Annotated in this window: 15 protein-coding genes; 10 read left to right on the plus strand and 5 right to left on the minus strand. The window is 52.9% G+C overall.

What is annotated here, in order from left to right:
- Window positions 1-83: 83 nt before the first annotated feature.
- Complete coding sequence (locus tag AB4Y96_RS13250; RefSeq protein ID WP_441917924.1) at window positions 84-1,781, minus strand: AMP-binding protein; 1,698 nt, start codon at window positions 1,779-1,781, stop codon at window positions 84-86.
- Between the two features lie 601 nt (window positions 1,782-2,382).
- Between AB4Y96_RS13250 and AB4Y96_RS13255 the strand changes: the two genes are divergently transcribed.
- From AB4Y96_RS13255 to AB4Y96_RS13265, 3 genes are all read left to right on the plus strand, one after another.
- Window positions 2,383-3,864, plus strand: a complete 1,482-nt coding sequence (locus AB4Y96_RS13255; protein ID WP_441917926.1) for an amidase family protein — start codon at window positions 2,383-2,385, stop codon at window positions 3,862-3,864.
- A gap of 445 nt (window positions 3,865-4,309) precedes the next feature.
- On the plus strand, window positions 4,310-5,467 hold the full coding sequence (locus tag AB4Y96_RS13260) for a porin (RefSeq protein ID WP_441917928.1): 1,158 nt from the start codon (window positions 4,310-4,312) through the stop codon (window positions 5,465-5,467).
- Window positions 5,468-5,625: 158 nt separating this feature from the next.
- Window positions 5,626-6,930, plus strand: a complete 1,305-nt coding sequence (locus AB4Y96_RS13265; protein ID WP_441917929.1) for an MFS transporter — start codon at window positions 5,626-5,628, stop codon at window positions 6,928-6,930.
- 163 nt (window positions 6,931-7,093) lie between these two features.
- Here the strand turns inward: AB4Y96_RS13265 and AB4Y96_RS13270 are convergent, their stop codons facing one another.
- From AB4Y96_RS13270 to AB4Y96_RS13285, 4 genes are all read right to left on the minus strand, one after another.
- The gene (locus tag AB4Y96_RS13270; protein ID WP_441917931.1) at window positions 7,094-7,366 is read right to left on the minus strand and encodes a helix-turn-helix domain-containing protein; all 273 of its coding nucleotides are present in this window, start codon (window positions 7,364-7,366) and stop codon (window positions 7,094-7,096) included.
- 427 nt (window positions 7,367-7,793) lie between these two features.
- Complete coding sequence (locus AB4Y96_RS13275; RefSeq protein WP_441917933.1) at window positions 7,794-10,673, minus strand: autotransporter family protein; 2,880 nt, start codon at window positions 10,671-10,673, stop codon at window positions 7,794-7,796.
- A 125-nt stretch (window positions 10,674-10,798) separates the two neighbouring features.
- On the minus strand, window positions 10,799-11,170 hold the full coding sequence (locus tag AB4Y96_RS13280) for an A1S_2505 family phage non-structural protein (protein ID WP_441917935.1): 372 nt from the start codon (window positions 11,168-11,170) through the stop codon (window positions 10,799-10,801).
- Between the two features lie 28 nt (window positions 11,171-11,198).
- Window positions 11,199-11,864 (minus strand): TetR family transcriptional regulator, encoded by a 666-nt coding sequence (locus AB4Y96_RS13285; protein ID WP_441917937.1) that lies wholly within the window; start codon window positions 11,862-11,864, stop codon window positions 11,199-11,201.
- Between AB4Y96_RS13285 and AB4Y96_RS13290 the strand changes: the two genes are divergently transcribed.
- The 7 genes from AB4Y96_RS13290 to AB4Y96_RS13320 all read left to right on the plus strand — a co-directional run bounded on the left by AB4Y96_RS13290 (window position 11,842) and on the right by AB4Y96_RS13320 (window position 21,385).
- Window positions 11,842-13,068 carry an OmpP1/FadL family transporter gene (locus AB4Y96_RS13290; protein WP_441917939.1) on the plus strand — a complete coding sequence of 409 codons (1,227 nt, stop codon included), beginning with the start codon at window positions 11,842-11,844 and terminating at the stop codon, window positions 13,066-13,068. The two genes, AB4Y96_RS13285 and AB4Y96_RS13290, sit on opposite strands and share 23 nt — an antisense overlap.
- A gap of 35 nt (window positions 13,069-13,103) precedes the next feature.
- Window positions 13,104-14,594 (plus strand): amidase family protein, encoded by a 1,491-nt coding sequence (locus tag AB4Y96_RS13295; RefSeq protein ID WP_441917941.1) that lies wholly within the window; start codon window positions 13,104-13,106, stop codon window positions 14,592-14,594.
- 116 nt (window positions 14,595-14,710) lie between these two features.
- On the plus strand, window positions 14,711-15,481 hold the full coding sequence (locus tag AB4Y96_RS13300) for a class II aldolase/adducin family protein (protein ID WP_441917943.1): 771 nt from the start codon (window positions 14,711-14,713) through the stop codon (window positions 15,479-15,481).
- A gap of 268 nt (window positions 15,482-15,749) precedes the next feature.
- Window positions 15,750-17,504 (plus strand): aldehyde dehydrogenase family protein, encoded by a 1,755-nt coding sequence (locus tag AB4Y96_RS13305; RefSeq protein ID WP_441917945.1) that lies wholly within the window; start codon window positions 15,750-15,752, stop codon window positions 17,502-17,504.
- A 98-nt stretch (window positions 17,505-17,602) separates the two neighbouring features.
- Window positions 17,603-18,799: an MFS transporter gene (locus AB4Y96_RS13310; protein ID WP_441917947.1), complete on the plus strand. Its 1,197-nt coding sequence runs from the start codon at window positions 17,603-17,605 to the stop codon at window positions 18,797-18,799.
- An 80-nt stretch (window positions 18,800-18,879) separates the two neighbouring features.
- Window positions 18,880-20,166, plus strand: coding sequence for a D-arabinono-1,4-lactone oxidase (locus AB4Y96_RS13315; protein ID WP_441917999.1), 1,287 nt, complete (start codon window positions 18,880-18,882; stop codon window positions 20,164-20,166).
- Window positions 20,156-21,385: an alanine racemase gene (locus AB4Y96_RS13320; RefSeq protein WP_441917948.1), complete on the plus strand. Its 1,230-nt coding sequence runs from the start codon at window positions 20,156-20,158 to the stop codon at window positions 21,383-21,385. The genes AB4Y96_RS13315 and AB4Y96_RS13320 overlap by 11 nt, the downstream gene beginning before the upstream one ends.
- Window positions 21,386-21,394 lie beyond the last annotated feature (9 nt).

Raw genomic sequence — 21,394 nt, forward strand, 5'->3', positions numbered from 1 at the left:
AGGTTCCCATTTGAGTTTGACACCTCGCATCGTCCGTTCCACGATTTTTTGCTCTTGAAACGATGTGAGGTCGTTGAATTGCTTCAGGCCGATCGGGATAATTCCGAGGCGCTGTCCTGCATTCTGCTCACTGCTTCGTCGCGCAGCTGGCGGCGTAAAACCTTCCCCACGTTGGACAACGGCAAGTCTGTGCAGAACTGAATGTATTTGGGGCGCTTGTAGCCAGTGAGGTTTCGGGCGCAGAAGGATCTGAGTTCATCTTCAGTCAGTGCCGGATCGCTGCGAACGGCAAAGAGAACGACGGCTTCACTTGAGCGTTCGTCCGGTATCCCAACGACGGCGCAATCCCGTATGGCCGGGTGGAGCAGTGCCACACTCTCAATTTCGCTTGGAAAGACATTGAAGCCGGATACCAAAATCATATCTTTCTTCCGGTCGACGATCTTGATGTAGCCATGCTCGTCCATTGAGCCGATATCACCGGATTTGAAAAAACCGTCGGCAGTCATTGCTGCCTTGGTTTCCTCCGGGCGGTTAAAGTATCCAGCCAGCAATTGTGGGCTTCTAATGGCGATTTCGCCCGTTTCGCCAGCTGTAACATCGTCGCCATTATCGTCAATCAACTTCACGTCGACATTTGGGACCGGAACACCAATTGTACCGGTGAAGTGTTTGCTATCAACCACGTTGCAGACAACGGCACATGTAGTTTCCGACAGTCCATATCCCTCGGTGATCGGACAACCGGTAACCTCCAGCCATTTCCGGGCCACTGCCTGATCGGCTGCCATTCCTCCAGCGATGGATAGCTGCAGGTTTGTAAAATCCACATCAGCAAAATTGGGGTCATTGATCAGGGCTTTGAAGAATGTATTTATACCTGGGATGCAATGAACTTTGTGTCGGGAAATTTCCTTGACCACGGCCGGGATATCCCGGGCATTGGGAATAAGGACATTCAAACTGCCCCATCGCATTGCGAGCATTCCACACATGATAAATGCGAAAATATGATAAAGCGGCAGTGCACAGAGAACGGTTCTCTGTTCTGAATTATCCTCTTTGGTAAAGCCGGCTTCCAGCCATGCATCATGGATCAGGGCACTTGCAATAATCGCGCGGTGCTGCAGGACAGCACCTTTCGAAACCCCAGTTGTGCCACCGGTATATTGCAGAACAGCGATATCATCAGGGCCGGTCTGCGGTTTGACGAGAGTACCAAGATGCCCGATTGCCACAGCCTTGTTGAAGCGAACCAGATTGGGCAATCCGGGATGCCCGACCAGCCGATTGGTATCTCCAGCGTCGGAAGTTTCAAATAGGTCTCCCTGTCCCGCAAGCACAACGTTCTTGATCGCCGTGTTCTTGACGATTTGCTCCAGTGTCCCTGCAAACTGTTCGAGAACGATGATTGTATTGGCGCCTGAATCCTTTAGCTGGTGCTCAAGTTCTCGAGGCGTATAAAGCGGATTGACGTTTACAATGATAAAACCAGCCCGCAGGATTGCAGCGGTCGCTATCGGGTATTGCAGCACATTGGGCAGCATGATCGCGACACGATCCCCATATCGCAGACCCAGCGCCTGCAAATATACAGCAAGGTCAAGCGAGAAGCGGTCTATATCTCCATAGGTCAATGCCTTGTCGGCCAGCACATAAGCCTGTTTGCCGCGATGTTTTTCAAAGCCTGCTTCAAACAAGTCGACGACAGATGAATATTGGTGGATATCGACTTCAGCAGGCACTCCGGCTGGATACTGCTTGGTCCAGATTCGATCCATTTAACGTTCTCCCAATTGTTGCCGTTTGGACAAGGTCCATTGCGGCGGGGCGATTACTGTTCCGCTGGCAGGCCCGTGCCCGCGCTTTCCCCGCGGTTTGGCGTTGTTAGACGCCCCTCTTGAAAAGTGACCTATGCGTGGTCATCCAAATATGGCTTCCCCCGGCATCCCTCGTGTGGGCTGAGGGAGCCTCCACGRGTGTTTGGACGCGGGGGGAAGTTTGCGCAGCCTGCGGGGAGCTGACCGCACAATGGAATGTCGAAAAAATCGAAGCGTCCGGGCCGCGTTATGATGAACGCGGTGCGCAAAATGTCTGCTTGCATGTCAAGTCCTCCACAATATGACATGTAATCATATTTAGAACATGATACACATTCATATTTTATGTCAAGCGTAAATCTTACGGCGACGAAACAACTGATCGCGGGTTGTGGCGGTCAACGGAGGAGGAGCACAACTTGGGTTGGGTAGCTCCACAATTTGCTCTTGACTTCAAATCTGAATACGTATCATTTTACAAACATGACAGTATATCACGTTTGTGTTTTGTCTTTTCACTGTGAGTGATCAGATACCGCGTCGGCAGATAGGGAGAGATTGCATGAGTTCTGCGAATACACAGGAATTGCTTCAGACATCCGGAGCTAATAACACGGATGCGGTCCAAACCGGCGTTACAGGTGGTGAGGTGGAACCTATTGCCGATGCAACAGAAACGGCGGCAATGATCCAGCGCGGGGATATCACTGCGCTTGAAGCCGTAGAGGCTGCCATTTCTCGGGCTGAAGCGCTGCAGCCAAAATTGAACTTTCTGGTTTCCTCCTGTTTTGACCAAGCGCGCGAGCGGGCTAAAGCACCAGAACTATCAGGACCATTTGCTGGAGTACCTTATCTCATCAAAGACATGGTTGATTATGCGGGGCAGGTAACCCGCATGGGTTCCAATGCCACCAGAAATTTCCCGCCAGCAAAAGCGTCCATCCCCTATGTCCAGGCAGTCGAGAATTTGGGCGTGGTGGTGATCGGAAAAACAACGCTAGGTGAGTTCGGTCTCCTCCCGACCACTGAACCCCTGGCGTTTGGCCCAACCCGCAATCCCTGGAATACGAATGTAAGTACATCCGGCTCTTCGGGTGGCGCTGGTGCTGCGGTCGCTGCCGGGATTGTGCCTTTCGCGGATGGAAGTGATGGGGGTGGCTCTATCCGTCATCCCGCTTCTGCGTGCGGGTTGTTTGGTCTGAAGCCGAGCCAAGGACGGCTTGTGGGGCCGACGCCTGTCTCTGGCCCGATCGACATTACTGTCAAACATTGCCTGACGCGGAGCGTCCGGGATTCGGCCACCATGTTTGCTGCAACCGAGAGAACAGGGGACGACGCGGTTCATCCGCCCATCGGCAAAATAGAAGGCCCGGCAAACCGGCGGCTCAAGATCGGTTTTGTCAATGGAGGCGTCACCGGCAATAAGGCACATCCTGACGTTCAACGCGGCATGGATGACACCTGTCGTCTGCTGCAGGAACTGGGACATCATGTTGAAGAAACGAGTTGGGCCATCGATGGTGAAGTTCTGACCAGAGACTTCATCGATTGTTACGCCAAAGCAGTGGCAGAGGGAACAGAGATGTTCCGTCAACTCACGGGGGTCGAACCCAACACCACGATGTTCGAAACGACGACGCTGGGTCTGCGTGAGATGGGCCTTAAACTGACTTCTGATGACATAGCGGCGCTTCTCGAGCGTCGACAGGCCAATATGGTGATCTATGAGGCCTGGCTGAAACAGTTCGATCTTATTCTATCGCCTGTTTTTCTGACGCCGCCAATTCCCTTGGGTGAAATAACCGGTGATCTCTCGGCCGACGAAGCTTTGGATCGGACCGTGCATTTCATCAACGGCGCGTATCTGCAAAATTACATTGGGGCACCTGCTGCAAGCATCCCTTTGCATTGGACAGAAGACAATCTGCCTGTTGGCATGCAATTTGCCGCCGGTATGGGGCAGGAGCGAACATTGTTTGAACTTGGCTTTGAGCTCGAGGCAGCAAAGCCGTGGGCCCATCGTCGCCCACCGGTCTTTGCCTGAGTATTGTGCGAATAATCCTGCGTGGTGACGGTTGCGGCGAGCAATCAAGTCGCCACGCGGTCCGCGCGGCAGACCAAACGCTGCGTATCATACCAGCAAAACGACTTAACAACCCCGTCAACAAGTTTTCGGCATTTCTGGGCTTGACAGAAATATGATTACATATCATAAAATTTAATATGATTGGTAATCATGTTTGTGGGGATTGAAATCCTGCTTGTGTTCGGATGGGCGGATACTGGCGAAGGATCAAAATACAAAAGCAATTGTTGGGACCTGTGCGACCCAACGTCATCGTCAAATCCAGACAAGCTGGGCGATGAAATAAACAGGACGGTCTTTAGGAGAGGCCAACACGATTTGAAATGCATTCCTGCGCAGTACCTTTCAGGCCCGAATGGTTTTGAGAGAGCTGCAGCTTAAAAAAATAAAAGGGGATTTCGTAATGCATGCAGTCAAACAAGATAATTCCAAGCTCCGTAAAGCCGCGTCGCCGCTAGGTGTCGGCCTTCTCGGTTCGCTCATGCTGTTGGGCCTTGGTTCCATGGCGTCAGCACAGTCGAAATCGGACGCGGTTGAGGCCGAGCCCGTCGAATATGTGCGCGTCTGTGACGCTTATGGCGCCGGCTTTTTCTTCATTCCGGGAACAGAAACCTGCCTGAAAGTTGATGGCTATATCCGAATCCTTCACGGCTTTGGTGAAGATCCTGGTACGGGTGCTGAACTAAAAACCTGGTATGTCAGAAATCAGACCAAGCTCCGCTTTGATGCCCGCACCGAAACGGAATTGGGAACGTTGCGGTCCTTCATTGAACCGGAGTTCAACTACACGAACGGCGACAACATATTTAAGCAGCTTACGGCCTACATTGAACTGGGTGGCTTTCGCATTGGTGTAGCAGACGAAATCTTCGGAACATGGACCGGCGACGCTGGAGGCGTGGTCATTGACGACGTCATCAACTATCAGTCGGGATACTCGAACCAGATCAGCTACACCTATGACAATGGCAAGGGTTTCTCGGCGATGATTGGCGCGGAGCAGGGTTCAGGCTCATATGATCGGATTGTGGGAATTAATCCCCTGACAGGTGCTCCGGTCATCGACAGCACGCCCTACGAGATCGATGGTTATACCCCCCATATTCTTGGCGGTCTGAAGTACAAGCAGGAATGGGGTGGTATTTCTGCTGTTGCCGGTTACGACTCCAAACAGGAAGAATGGGCTGCCAAAGTTCGTCTGGATCTGAAGTTTAACCAGATCGTATCGGCATTTGTGATGGTCGGCTATCAGAGTGATGGCGACACAACCAAATTCGGCCCGACCTTCTTCAAGAAGCCAAACTGGTTCGCGCAGTGGAACGGAGATTATGCGGTCTGGGGAGGGGTCTCCTCATTCATCTCGACCAAAGCGATGGTCAATTTGCAGGTCGCCTACGAGTCTGCCGGAACCACGTCCGCTTCCCTGAACCTGCTCTATCGGCCTGTTCCCAATCTGACGGTGGGTCCTGAATTTGTCTATACCTCATATGGAGACAGCAATCGCGGGTTTGGCAAAGACCACTCCTTCGGCGGCTTGCTCGGCATTCAGATGGACTTTTGATCATCAAGGCTATGACGGTATGCTCCGGAGTTAAGGCTCCGGAGCCACGAATTTCAGCCCAGTTATACGACGCGTAATTTTGCAATGAACGTTGACGTCCATGCTTGGACGCGGCGCATGCTGCGATGCAGTCTCCAGTTCCAAGAGCGGGTACAGTTATGACACAGATAGAAAACGCCATTTCTGGGACGAGGGTGAGCAACGAGGCGGCGCCCCTGACTGCACTCTCGGAACCGGTTGAGACCGTATCCAAACGGTTTGTCGGCACATTGACATTGGCACATCTTGGCCTTTTCACCAGCCTCTTCGGGTCTATGGCTGTATTGCTGCCCCAACAGATTGAAGTGATCGCTCCGGGCCAAAAGGAATCCATGCTCGCGCTGGTTTCAGGGCTGGGGGCATTGGCTTCGGTCGTTGCAAATCCTTTGGTCGGAGCCTTGTCCGATAGAACGACATCGCGCTATGGCAGACGCCATGTGTGGACAGTCGGATGTGCGATAATCGGTGCCCTGGCTTTGTCATCTCAGGGGTTTGCCACCGCGATTTGGCAACTCATTATGGCCTGGTGCATCGCCGCTGCCTGCCTCAATGGCATGCTTGCATCCCTGGGGGCGGAAATTCCTGATCATGTACCCGTAAAGCAGCGCGCCGTTGTTGGAGCCTTTATCGGAGGTGCTCCCGCTCTCGGCACGATCATCGGCGCGTTGGTAGCAGCATTTTTCATCTCTGCAGTCTCGTCTGCCTACTATTCCTTTGCGTTCATCCTCGTGTTGTTTGCCATATCCTTTGTTATTTCATCCCGCGATCCAATCCTGCCAAAATCAGCTCTACGGCCTTTCAATGTGATGGAATTCATTGGCGGTTTCTGGATCAGCCCCAAAAAATACCCCGATTTTGCCTGGGCTTGGATAACGCGTTTTCTTATGCAACTCGGTGCTGCAATGTTCACATTGTATCTGTTGTATTTTTTGCGCGACAAACTGCACTATGAACTTCTTTTCCCGGGCAAACGCTCGGAAGATGGTCTGGTGCTGCTGGTCGTTATTTACACTTTATGCACGGTGATTTCAGGCGTTACGTGCGGTTGGCTATCCGACCGCAGTGGTAGGCGAAAAGCTTTCGTCATCTTGGGCGGGCTCATAAAGGCCACAGGCATACTTCTATTCGCCCTCGTATCGGACTCCTGGACCATGATAATGGTCTCCGCCGGTGTCGTTGGTTTGGGATATGGCTGCTACATAGCTGTGGATCAGGCCACGATTACACAAGTACTGCCATCGGCTGGAGACAGGGGCAAAGACTTGGGGGTGATCAATTTTGCCATCGCCGGCCCCTACGCTTTGGCCCCGGTGATTGCTGGTTTTCTCGTTACGCAATTTGGCTATGGAACCCTCTATACGATTGCCGCCGCGATCGTCGGGCTGAGCGCCATACTGGTGAACAAGATCCGCAGTGTTCGGTAGAGCTGAGTTATCTGCGTTAAATAAAGCCGGTCAGAAACTGTCGTGTCTGACCGGCTTTGTCATGGGGTGCTGGATCCGGGTCACTTCGGGCCGTACGTACGGCATGATAAGCTAACGGTATTTCCGCTTACACAGAACTGCTTCCATTTAAGCAGGGAAGTCTCTAAATGACCTCATAACCGAGCAGATAATTCGGGGAAACATTCAGTGCATCGCTTAAGGCGAGAATGGATTCAAAAGACGGCCGGTTATGGCCATACTCAAAATTCTCAAGACTAGACAACGATATACAAGCAACGTGAGCAAGCTGAATCTGCGTGTAGCCAATCGCTAACCGTGCGGATTTGATGCGCTGGCCAAGACCATTTATGGAGGCCCTTATTCGCTCATTATTGTCAGTTACCCGCTTTTCCCTCGAACCATTCAGTCCTCCCAAGATATAATACTAAGCACAAGGCTCGTAATTCATTCCCCGTGGAGCATCTCCTTATCCGGGATACTCGCAATTATATCAATGTTCTAATGTGATACATGATCATATTATTTACTTGATACACATTCATGTTTCCAGTCAAGAAAAACGATAAAATCTGTTGTAAATAAGATAAATAATTGAGTTACTGTAGTATATCTTAAAGCCTTTCGATCATGACTATTGTCAAAATATATGAAGCGGCAGTTGTGCGCGCATCAAAGAAATATACAAAAATGATGGAGTACTTGGTGGAGTGATCTGCTTCTTGCCATACAGGCGCGTGGATAAGCTCCAAGGGCTAATGCTCTTGGAGTTTGAATGCCAACGTTTAAGTGCAGCTTTCAGTATGCTTCGGAGATTGACTGCCAGTCTCACATAGCCAGTTGTATTACCATTTAATCCTGAACCCAGAAGTTCCGTTGAGACTGTAGCTGTCACCGAAATTGGTAAGGCTGGTGTTCACAGAAACTTCGCCATAGATGGAATACTTGTCATCGGCCCAGTTGATGCTGCCGCCCGCACCGACACCACCCCAGAACCGTTCATTCTCGCTGACAAATTTTGTGCCGGAAACGTCGACCTGTGTACCGTTGAGGAATTCGTAGTAGAGGTTGGCAATTCCATACACATTGGCTCGCACCATTTTGCCTGACTTATCCGCCCAGGCATTCTGGTAATCGGCAGAAAGTCCGAGGCGGCCCTTCAGGCTGTCGCCGCTGTCCAGCGATATTCGTGCACCGAATGAATCGTTGAAACCATCAAAATCCACGGCAGAATAGGAGAGTTGAGCCTGTGGCGTCAGTGTCCAGTTCTGATTGAGCGAAATGCRTTTGCCAGCTTCGAGGCTGAATGCATACCCAAAACCATTATTGCCATCGGTCATGCGCCGTGCGGCTGTATCGGAGGTCAGATCGCTATCGAACCACGTGGCTTGTGCCTGACCGTCCACATAGAGGCCATTCTGGCCATACCATGTCAGCGTACCGCCGAAACCATAACCATCAGTGTCGATCTTGCCCTTGCCGTAGACGGACGAAATATCTGCGGAGACATTGCCATAGTGGACGGTGATGCCGCCGACAAGTGTGCCGCTATCGTTTTCAAAGAGTTTCCCATCAAGGCCCGATTGGAGCTTCCAGACATCGTATTTGTAATCGGTGGCACTGGTCGAATTCTTTGGTTCGACATTTACATGCGCAGCTTCGATGCGGGTCCAGATGCCTCTGCCGTCGACGCGGGTCGTTCCACCATTTGAGGGAAGGAGCTCGGCTTCCGGCGTGCCCGGTCCGTCCCCTTGAGCGATCGCCGCATTGCCCGCACCCATCCAGTACCGGTTGCCGACGCGCTGTTGCAAGGTCGGTAGTCCGTTCAGACCCAGAAGTGTCTGGGCATAGGCCTCGTAAAGCGGAACGCCCGGCTGGTACAGCGGAATGACCGGGACGGATGTTGTCGGTGGCACCGGAGGTACTGGCGGAACCGGTGGTACTGGTGGGACTACGGGAGGTGTTGGGTTTTGGAGCTGAGAACGCAGATACCAGTCTCCATCCTTGGGATCAGCAACGCCATTGTGCCATAAAGTATAGGCATGTGCGCCAGCTACAACCGCCTGTTGCCCTTGGATTTGGTAGTCACCGACAAGAGAAAACTGACCATCTGATGTGCCGTCAACTTGAACGAGCTTGATTCCGTCGGCCACAGTTTGCGCGCCGGGGCCGCCAGTGTTGGCCACTTTCAGCGATGTCGTTCCCGCCGTGTTTCCTTGGACATGCAATAAATCAGATGCAGAAGTATCATTGCCTAGAAATGTATCGAGCGTGACCGTACTGCTGTTCCCGGTGTAGTTGCCGGTAATTGTCAGCCGGCTGTCGGCTTTTCCATCGCCGAGTTGGATAACACCGCTATTGGCAACTGAACCTCCAATAGTAAAAACTCCGGCGGCAGTGATTTGGCTACCTGCTTCTATGTTGACCTGACCATTGCGATTGCCAGCGTCTCCCATGATCAAATCGCTGGTGAGATTAAACGCGCTACCATGGGTCAGATTGAACGTTTCCCACTGCAGGATGTCGTTACCACCTGTGCGGGAAAAACCATCGAAAGTGAGCGTGTCTGTTCCAAGTCCACCATCAAGAGAGCCGGTAAGCTTCGTTGATGAATGCAGGACGAGCGAGTCATCCCCGCCACGGAGATCAACAGCGGTCCCCGCATCGCTCCTCAACTCACCACTATTGTCAACGGTATCTGCTCCGTCTCCGCCGAGAATAGCCGCCGCAGCCTTACTGTTGATTTTGCCCGCCGCCGAGTTTGTGACAGAGTTGTTTTGACCAGCATCACTTAATATCGCAACGCCGTTGCCCGCGTCCCCTGTGGCGGTGATTGCACCAGTGTTAACGAACTGATTTGCCGCGCCCTCCATAGCCACGCCATTTGAACGTGAACCTGACGTTGTTATGGTGCCCTTATTGTTAAGCGTATTGCTGCCGGCAAGGCTGTCCAAGCCAACTGAATCATTGCCGGTCGTGGTAATGGTTCCTGCGTTGGTGAGGATGTTCTTACCCTGAACGCCATAAATGCCATCTGAAAAAATTCCGCCAGTGGAAATATTTCCGTTGTTTACGAACGTATTGCCAGTTCCGCTGTTGGCGTTAATTCCATCTGACTTATTGCCTTTAGTGACGATGGTGCCGTTATTGGTAAGCTTATTGTTGTTTCCGCCCACTGCCAAGCCTGCAGCGCGATCAGATCCAACCGTGTTGATGCTGCCATTGTTGATAGCGACGTTGTTGTCCCCATTGGTTTGAATGCCATCTGCACCGTCGTCTCCGATCGTTGAGATACTACCATTGTTGGTAAAGGTGTTTCCGCCAGCATTGCCATAAATACCAGAGCCGTTGGTTTTCTGTCCGATAGATGCAAGGGTGCCATCATTGACCACCACGCTATTGCCAACAACGTAAACAGGATTAAAGGTGGTTTCATTGATGATCGCGTCACGTTCGATCTTTACCGTGACGTTTGTGCTGCCAGCCTGAGCCTCGACGCCAAACGTGTCTGGATTGGGCGCAGATGCGCTGCATGTCACAGTCTGATTGGAACCTGGTTGCGGAATGTCACATCCAGCTTCGGCTGTTTGCGGCAGAGCCAGCATGCCGAGTAATATTGACGTTGAGGCCGTGGTTAAGAGGTATGTATGGTAGCGACTTGATTTTAGACGCTTTAACCCTAGGCAGGTACGTTTTTCAGATATCGTGTTGCTTTGGTTTGGCATCCCTCATCTCCTTTAAATGCTATTTCGCAATCCTCGCTCTTGCCCATCCATTATTCAGCAAAAGCCATCCCCAGCGCCCAACGCTTTCGCGCCGCGACATGTGTATTCTCAAAACGTGATGTCAGTTATTCAGCGTCGTTCAGATACGGCAAAAACTCCGGCGGTATTTCAACGTTGGAAGGCAAGCGGATGAACATGGGAGCAATCTGCGATGGCTTGTATCCAGCCAAGCCACAGCCGATAGGCGTCAGCTGGAAAGTCAGATCGGGATGTTCCCTTGCGAACCGGCAAAACCTTTCGACATGGGGCCTTATAGCCTCCAAGGGCAGTGTTTTTACGTTCCGGTCCTTTGTGGGAATAGCGTAGCTGCTACCCTGTAAGCCGGTACCCTGCCCATAAATCGCGCCGTGTTTTTGGCGTGCAAACAGAGCGGCGCCTTTCCCATGCCGCCCGGCAAGGTTGGAACCAAAAACAAATATAGATGTCTTGTCCGTCATCAGACTGCCCCACGGAAACCCGGTTGCGCTATCCGTTTTTCATGAAATGCTTCATGTAGATGCGAACGAGGAGCTTGTAGTCGTCGAGCACGCGCTTTGCCTCGTCGTCATCGACCCCCAGTGACAGCCGCGCGACGCTGCTGTTGAGATGGGCGATCATGAATATGGCGCGATCAAACATTTCAGATTGTTCGGGCTGAACGATCCCGGCGCATGCCTTGGCAATGATTTCAGCATTGTCCCGGCTATCTGCGATATCAATGTGGTGTAACGTTTTGTCTGCCACAACGGCATTCAGCAAATCCTGAATTGCAGGGTTGTTCCGTACCCGCTCGTAGTACCGATCGAGAAGATCATAAATGATATTCATCATATCATCGAAATTCTTGAAATCCCGGACCGCGTTCAGAATTGTTTCGCGCGTTTCTACGGCATAATTCTGATAAAGCGATGCCAGAATCGCCGATTTGTTCGGAAAATATTGATAGAGCGTCGAGATCGGGCTGCCGATCCTCGTTGCAATTTCCTTCATCGTAACAGCGTCGATGCCCTTCTCGCCGATGAGGGAGAAGGTAGCTTCAAGAATGGCATCAACACGCTGTTTGCTGCGCTTTTGCTGCGGCCGACGCCGTGTTTCCGCGTCATCGTCTGTCGATTCCGGAAACGGCAGAATGACTTGCTCTTTCGGCTTCATGGTTTTTACTCTTGACTCCAAATCTGAATATGTATCATGTTTACGATGTGATTACATGTCATATTGGGGAAAGCAAGACATGAATGCAAGAAGAATAAAATTTGTCGTCGCCACATTATTGCTAGGCACCACTGCAGCGCAAGCCGGTGGTTTTGCGCGCAGCAATGCAGATATTGATATTCTCTATGAGGAGGGGAATATGAATTTGCGTATGGGCGCAACCTACGTCAATGCGCCGCGCACATATAAGACCAATCCGGTTCCCGGCCTTGTCGGATATAACTGGTCGCCGGCTTTTATGATGCCGTCCTTTGCCATGAAAATGAAGATCGTCGATCGGTTGACATGTGCGGGAACATATACTCAGCCCTATGGCGGGGCAGGCAGCTTCCCCATACCAAAACTGGACGGAACCCGGAACACTGATTTTACGATTGATGAGTTTGGTCTGACATGCGCGCTCAAATTTCCCACTGGAAAGGGCAATTTCTATTTGCTCGGTGGTGGGTTTCGGGAGAATCTCAAATACGAGAATCGGGCCGATATTATGCCCGGCGTCACCACTGATCTCACTTTGAATGGCGAGGAATTCGGCTATCGTCTTGGTGCAGCTTACGATATTCCCGAGATCGCTTTTCGTACCTCACTGATGTATCGCTCGGGTACAAAGTACAACGCCGACGGAGTTTTTACGGTACCTGGATTTTTGCTGGGTAGTCCGGCGGCGACGGCAACGGTACCGGGAAGTGCCGAAGCATCCTTCCCCCAGCAGGTTGATTTTACAGTTCAGACAGGCATAGCGCCCGGTTGGCTGGCCTATGGAGCGGTGAATTGGTCTGGCTGGAGTTCGTTCGACGCATTGCGCGTCAAATCTCCGCTGGGCGATTCCGCTGATCCCTATCACTGGCGTGACGGCTGGACTATTACCGGCGGCGTCGGTCATCAGTTCACTCCGAGTATTGCCGGCGCCGTAGCGCTGACTTGGGACAGAGCCACATCCACGGGCTGGGAACTCTCGGGCAGCGAATCTTATATTTTACAGACGCAGGTTTCCTACACTGACAAGCGGGGTGGTGAACTGCGTGCGGGCGTTGGGCTGCTTTATCTCTCTTCACTTGAAGAAACCGAGCACGGTCCGATGAACGCGTCGCTGAATAACGATTGGGGTTATGCCTTCCAAGCGTCCTATAAAACCAAATGGTGATGACGATGCAATTGCAATCTCGAGAGGACCTATCCATGTCTGCAACAACGGAAACCTGGCCACTCGCAGACGCGACAGAGACTGCCGCAATGATCCGGCGCAAGGATATTACAGCGCTTGAAGCCGTGGACGAGGCAATTGCTCGCGCTGAAGCTTTGCAGCCGACTTTGAATTTCATGGTAACGTCCCTGTTTGAGCAGGCGCGTGAAAGAGCAAAATCAACCAGTTTGATTGGCCCGTTTGCGGGTGTGCCCTATATGATGAAGGATATGACAGATGTGAAAGGTACCCGCACGGGATGGGGCTCACGTTTCACCGCCAGATTGCCTGTTGCAACTAAAAATAGTCAGCAGGTGCAGGCTCTGGAGGCGACCGGTTTGGTCATGATCGGCAAGACGACCTTAAGTGAGATAGGCTTTTTGCCGACGACAGAGCCGGTGGAATTCGGTCCAACAAATAATCCATGGGATATCGAACATAGTCCGGGTGGGTCATCTGGTGGTGCGGCAGCGGCCGTTGCTGCCGGAATTCTGCCGATGGCAGACGCCTTCGATGGCGGTGGATCGATCCGAATCCCTGCATCCGCCTGCGGTCTGTTCGGATTAAAGCCGTCGCGTCAGCGGCTGATTGGAGAAAACCTACCGGCCGGTGGCGTGCTTTTGACTGCAGAGCACTGCGTATCGCGGACGGTTCGTGATTCCGCGGCGCTGTTTGCCTTGATGGAACAGACTGACAAGACAGGCGCAATGCCATTTGTAGGATCAGTTACAGGTGCTTCAAAGCGACGTTTGCGCATCGGGTATATGGAGAACGACTGTAACGGCCGTGCACCTGATCCAGAGGTGCAGGCCGGCGTTGAGAAAACGGTCAGACTCCTGGAGAGTCTCGGACATACCGTTGAGCTGACGCGCTGGCCTTTCGACAGTGCTGCTCTAATGGTGAGCTTCTCCCACCTCTTCATGTTGGGTGCTCAGCAAGTTATTGGTATGGCACGGGCAGCGCTCGCCCCAAAGCCGTTGGGTCTCATGTCGCTACTGCTACAGGTCTCTGGTCTGGCACCTGCCGGTATCGGCCCCATGCCAGACACGACAATGGTGGAAGAGTTCACTTTGGCCATGGCTAAGAACGCTGCTGCATTTCCACGGGGAGAATCAAAGCGGATAAAAGATCACATCAGACAGGTCGAAGGCCTCCATAATCAATGGTTCGAGTCCTATGACTTGATCCTGTCTCCCGTTCTGCGCACGCCGCCGGTTAAAACGGGCCACATCGCGGGTAATCTTCCGTTCGAAGTTCTTTGGGAGCGGCTGTTGGATTACGCGATGTATACCGCGATTGATAACATGCTTGGTAATCCAGCCATGAGCGTTCCGCTTCATTGGACCGAAGCCGGTCTTCCGGTCGGTATGCATTTTTCAGCGCGAAAGGGCGATGAGCGGACATTGTTCGAGATTGCCTATGAACTCGAAGATGCCCGGCCGTGGGCTCTTCGTGCACCACCCGTCAATGTTTTCAGGCAGGGGTGAGGTGGTTCACGATGGCACCCGATCTTGCTTCCGGGTGTCGCCCGCATATTGGTCGTTTCGGCGACCAGCAGTCGAAAGAATTCATCATTCGCTTGTTAGGTTAAATGGAGGAAAACATGTCAAATAAAGCCGATGTTTCAGTGCGCAACTCGATTTCCGATGAGGAGTGGGAGGTGCGCGTCAACCTTGCTGCGGCCTATCGTGCCGTTGCCCTATATGGATGGGATGATCTTATCTTCACCCATATTTCAGCCCGCGTGCCCGGCCCGGAACACCATTTCCTGATCAATCCCTATGGAATGATGTTTGAGGAGATCACGGCTGGCAGCCTGGTCAAAGTGGATATGGATGGTAATCCCGTGACGAAATCCGCATTTCCAGTCAACCCTGCCGGGTTTACCATCCATTCGGCGGTGCATGAGGTTCGTGAAGATGCGGGATGTGTCATTCATCTTCACACGCCTGATGGTACAGCGGTTTCAACCTATGAGGGCCGTCTCTTGCCGCTCAATCAGACAGCGCAACTTATTCTCGGTGATCTCGCGTATCATGACTATGAGGGTGTCGCTTTGGATCATGATGAGCGGCCGCGTATTCAGAATGATCTTGGCACCAAAAATCTCATGTTGTTGCACAACCACGGTACTTTGGCAGTTGGGCGCACCGCAGCAGAAGCATTCACCCGCATGTACTATCTGGAGCGTGCGTGCACCATGCAGGTTCGCACGCTCATGCAGGGCGGTGAACAACATCCAACAGAAAAACCTGTGATCGAGAGCAACGCGGAACTCGGTAGATCAGAGGGCTTTACGAAGCTTGCCAATCAACTTGTCTGGCCAGCAGTGTTGCGAAAGCTCGATCGTGTGAACCCGGGTTTCCGGCAGTAGCAAATGAAAGCCGGTGTTGAACCAATCAATACCGGCTTTATTGTTTCAGGGTCTGGATGATCAGTTTTGAATACACCCGGCAGGCTTCGTTTCCTGGGCAGACGAAGTAGGTACACCAGTCTGTTTTCGCAATCTTATTCATCGCATCTATCGCTGCTTGAAATCATCGCTTGACTCAAAACATGATTAAGTATCAGATAATAATATGATCATATATCATGTTGGACTGCTCTGGTTCGACTGGTCGTAAAAACGCGGGGAGAACAAGGTGAGGAAGGCAGTATTGAGCGCCGTTGGCGCGGACAAAACTGAAGCGTGGACAGACGAACTTGACGTTGCGCTTCTTGAGTTAGACCGGAGGAAAGATGCATGGGCGGGAACCTCCGTTTCCATGCGGATATCGATCCTGGAGGAAATCAAGACACATCTTCTCGGCGTCGCCGAAGATTGGGTCAAAACGGCCTGCCGCAAAAAAGGAATTCCGGAAGGATCGCCGCTGGAAGGCGAGGAATGGCTCGGCGGACCTTATGCGCTGATGTCCGCTTGCAATGTGTTCATCCGCACGCTTTCGCAACTCAACGGGAAAACGTTCCTCAAACATATTCCCATACGTGATCTGCCAAATGGCCAGATTGCAGCCCGCGTGCTTCCCCACACCAAATGGGATCATTTGCTTCTTTCAGGTGTGAAGGCCGAAGTCTGGATGCAAAAGGGCGTCACCAGATCAAACCTCGCTCAACACACGGCATCCAGCTACGATTCACCGCGCGTGTTTCGGACGGGCGCAATCTCGCTTGTTCTCGGAGCGGGGAATGTCGCGGCCATAGCGCCGCTGGATTGTTTCCAAAAGCTCTTTGTCGAGCATCAGGTCGTCATCCTGAAGATGAACCCGGTCAACGATTACCTGATCGAGTTTTTGACGCCTGCGCTACGTCCGTTGATTGAGTTCGGGGCATTGCGTATCGTTAGGGGAGGAGCCGATGTCGGGTCGTATCTCTGCAACCACCGATTGATCGAAGAGATCCACATTACCGGATCTGAAGCATCGCATGATGTCATTGTCTGGGGCGCTGGTGACGAGGGCAAGCGCAACAAGGCGAACGGCACGCCGAAGAACAGACGGCGGATTACATCTGAGCTCGGAGCGGTGTGTCCAACCATCGTTGTCCCCGGGCCATGGACCGCTGCGGACATTACCTTTCAGGCTGAGAACATAGCCACCCAGAAATTGCAAAATTCGGGGTTCAACTGTGTTGCATGCCAGATGCTGATCCTTCCGCAAAGCTGGGACAAATCTGACGACCTGCTCAAGGCAATAGAGACCGTTATGGGTGCTGCACCCGGGCGTCCTGCCTACTATCCCGGTGCCGAGAACCGTATGGCTGAGTTTGCCGGTCACGCGGAAGCGAGCCTTGATTTTGAACGGCCGAATTCACCTGCCTGTGTCATCGTTCCCTTTGTTCAGGGGCAAGACGATTACCTCGAGAAGACGGAAGTTTTCGCTCCGGCAATGAGTGTTCTGCGCTTGGCTGGCGGCGATGCTGAAACCTACCTTAAATCCGCGATTGAATACGCCAACGAGAAATTGCATGGCACGCTTGGTGCGAACATCCTCATTCATCCCCGTACGATCAAGGCGATTGGCCGTGATCGTTTCGATGCCCTGATTGCCGAGCTGCGCTATGGAGGCATAGCCATCAACGCATGGTCCGCACTCGGGTTTCTGCTCGTGCAGACCCCATGGGGCGCATTTCCGGGGCATACGCTTGATGACATCCAGAGCGGCAGCGGCTTTGTACACAACAGCTTCATGTTCGATAAGCCGGAGCGCACGGTGGTCGAAGCACCGTTTCAACCCCATCCGCGCAACCTCCTGAGCTTTGATCTGTCGCTGCTGCCGCGGCCACCGTGGTTCATCACCAATCGCAAGGCGCGGGTTCTCGGCAAGCTGCTGACCGCATTTGAATACAGGCCAAGTTTCGTCAAGCTTCCACGCATTTTTTTGAACGCGCTGCGTGGCTAGTGGTGAGGACATACCAAAGAGCATGCCGCACGGGTGCTACCGTCCACATGACTCTCAGGGAACATAAGCAATCAAAAGAAAAATGAGGGGAATAACGCGTGATCAATACTCAGTCGCAACACAATAGCCACCCGAATTGGCTTGTTGGCAGCCCCACGAAAGTTCAGGTGGCGGCCGCATTGTGGATGGGGTCCATAGGTCTGTTGATCCTTGGCCTACAGCCAATCTTGCTGGGCGCGATGTTCACTGAAGCGCGTCTCAATCTGGATGAGCTTGCACTCGTCGCGACCGCTGAGCTCATCACTATCGGAATAGGTTCGGTTGTTTTCGGGCTGGCTCTATCCACACGTCATTTGAAGCTCAAATCGGCCGTAATGATGTTGCTCATCGCTGGTCTCAATCAATCGATGTTTTACGCACATACGCCCCACGAAATTCTGGGGATTAGAGCAGTGACAGGGTTGATTGAGGGAGGAGCTGTCGCCGTTGCCATGGAACTTATCGCAAGGTCGCGCCATGCTGAATTCGTAGGGGGCCTTTTTGTCACTCTGCAAACGGTAGCGCAGAGTCTCCTTGCCCTTCTGTTTGCCCTATGGGTCATACCGCACTTTGGCTCAAATGGAGGTTTTTCCGCCCTCGCCATCGTTGGCATCGCGTCGCTTGCGCTGGCCGCCCTTGTGCCGTCGTATTATGGCGATCTTCCAAAACAAGCGGGGTCAGCAGGCGGCGTTCTCTCACTCAAAGCCATAATCTCTTTGCTTGTCATCGTTCTTCTGATCATGGGTCTGGGTGCCATCTGGGCGTTTCTCGAACCGATCGGTGCTCAGAATGGCATCGATGGCAAGACCGTGGGTGTGATGTTGTCCGCTTCGCTTGCTGTTCAGGTTGTTGCCGCGCTTGTGGCAACATCAGTTGCTCAACGCCTCAATTATCGGGCAGCGCTTGCGGGTTGTGGACTGATCGTTATCGGGTCGGCGGCAGTTCTGAGCCAAAAGCCGTCACTTGCCGTGTGTTGGGTCGCTGTCATCCTTCTTGGTTCGATATGGACATTCATTGTTCCATTCTTCGTCGCGCTCACGCTTGATGCAGACCCCAAGCGGGACACGGTTCTCCTCGTTCCAGCCGCTACTCTGACAGGTGCAGCGATGGGCCCTTTGGCGGCTTCGGTGTTTATCGTTGATGGAAATGTCGGTCCGGTCCTGCCCTTCAGCAGCTCCGTCGCCCTTGGCAGCATGGTTCTGCTGATGGTGTTCATACTGATAGCGCGTCGCAGGCCAGTCACGCTGAGGACCTGAAGCAAATGACCAGCAAATCATCCTCCCAAACCTTGATTGCAGCAAACCGACCCGGACAGGCCAATGCCATGAGTGAAACCATCAAACCGAAGTGGCAAAACTGGTCAGGCTTCGTCACTGCCAACCCGCAAATGCGCGTGGCTCCTGATGATCTGGATGCACTTGCCATGGTCGTTAAAAACGCACCGGGCCCAATCCGGATCGCCGGTGCCGGCCATTCCTTTACGCCTCTGGTCAAAAGCGAGGGCACGATCGTGTCGCTCGAAAAATTCTCTGGCCTGAAATCGCACCAAACGGAAGAGTTGCTGGCACGTGTGGGCGCAGGCACGCAAATTGGAACCCTTGCCAAGCTCTTGCACGGCGTTGGTCAGGCACTGCCCAACATGGGCGATATTGACCGGCAGGCGTTTGGTGGCGGCCTTGGAACCGCAACGCACGGATCGGGCATTAAGCTCGGTGCTTACCATACACAGCTCGAAGCAATCCAGCTCGTTGATGGCCTTGGTGCTGTCAGGGAATATGACAAGAAAACAGACGGTGACGTGATCAATGCAATGGGTGTGTCTCTGGGCGCTTTCGGCGCAATCACGGAAGTGACAATACGCAATGTTGCCGATTACAAATTGCATCGCCGCCGCTGGACAGCACCTGTCGCTGAGGTGCTTGACCAATTTGAACAGGTCATGAGTGCGCATCGCTCTGCCGAATTCTTCTACATCCCGTTTTCGGGTCGGGCGCTGATGCTGGCGAGTGATATTTCCGAGGGTGAACCAGGTGTCCGGCCACACGATAGTGACGACGACGCAGTGGCCACGCTTAAAACCCTTCGAAACTATATAGGATGGTTTCCGTGGTTGCGCCGCCGCCTGATCGGCACGGCTATCGCCAAACTACCCGACGAAGACTATGTCGAACATTGGCTGAATGTGTATCCCAGTGATCGCAAGACCAAGTTCAATGAAATGGAATATCACCTGCCATTCGAAGAGGGTGCCAAGGCGCTTCGCGACATCATTACCTTGCTTGAGACGAGATTCCCCGAGGTGTATTTCCCGATCGAGGTACGGGTCGTTGCCGCCGACGACGTCTGGCTCAGCCCGTTTTATAAGCGACGGACCTGTTCCATTGCCGTTCATCACGACGCCGCCGAGGACCCGCTGCCATTTTTCGCGGCGGCGGAATCGATCTTCCGCATTTATGGCGGCCGTCCGCACTGGGGCAAAATGCACAATCTCGCTGCCAAGGATCTGAAAGGCATCTATCCGCGCTGGGATGATGCCATGGAAGTCCGCCGCGACATAGACCCTCAAAACCGGTTCGTGTCCCCCTATATTGCTCGCCTGCTTGGAATTGAAAATGCCAGATGATCGCTATTTCCCAAGACTGTCGAAAGCCCTGTCCGACGCGGGCATATATCAACCGAGCCTAGTCCTTGATCTGGACAGGCTTTCGGGAAACATCACGAAGATCAAGCGTGGCCTGTCTGACAGCATGGCCCTGCGTATTGTCGACAAGTCGCTGCCGTGCATACCGCTGCTCGAACGGGTGCGTGACGCCTTCAAGACCAACAGGTTCATGACGTTTCACCTGCCAATCAGCGCAGAAGTATTGCATGCCTTCCCCGACGCAGAGCTTCTCCTGGGTAAGCCCATGCCGGTTGCGGCGGTCGGGCATGCAATCACCGAAGGCGTGCTGGCGGGCAATAAACCGGCAAGCAAACGTATTGTTTGGCTGATCGATACGAATGAGCGGCTGGCCGCCTACGGTGCGCTGGCGGCAGAGCTTGGGATACAATTGCGCTTCTGTTTTGAAGTCGACATCGGTTTGCATCGCGGCGGCTATCCAACGCCAGCGGCTCTCGAACAAGCGTTGGCCATGCTCAAACAGTTTCCGGGGCTGATCTGTGAAGGGATCATGTCCTACGAAGCGCATATCACCCATGTGCCAACATTTTTGGGTGGTGGCAGGAAAGCACAGGCAAAGTCGACAAGTTTGCTGCGGCAGTTCGCGGCCTGTCTCGGGGCAGATCAACGCAAGATCATCAACACGGGTGGCAGCTCGACATCGCTACTCTACGACAAATGGATCGCGGCAAACGAAGCCTCGATGGGATCAGCGTTTGTCCTCCCTGTTGATTTTGATGTTCCCAGCCTGTCCGATCTGCAGCCCGCAATGTTTATCGGCACACCTGTCCTGAAAGTCGTTGATGCAAAAATGCCGGGCTTGGATGACAAAACCTGGTTCCTGCAAATGCTCGGACTGTTTCCGCGCCGTGGCTGTTTTATCTATGGCGGCAAGTGGATGGCCGAACCCGCCTATCCCACGGGAATGAAGGTCAACAAGATCATGGGGTATTCCACAAACCAGCAATTCATGGCCTTGCCTGACGATTCCACCATCGCCCCCGATGACTTCGCCTTCTTCCGGCCAACGCAAAGTGAATTCGTCATGCAGCAATTTGGTTCGATCGCCGTTTTTTCCGGCAATCAAATCATTGATCGGTGGCCGACGATTCCGTTTGGGGATTTCATCGAGGAACGCACTGATATCAAGGCCCATTCTCAAGCCAGACCCGCTCTTGTCTGAGTGTATATT

This window comes from Phyllobacterium sp. TAF24 (assembly GCF_052113785.1).
Taxonomy (GTDB): Bacteria; Pseudomonadota; Alphaproteobacteria; order Rhizobiales; family Rhizobiaceae; genus Phyllobacterium.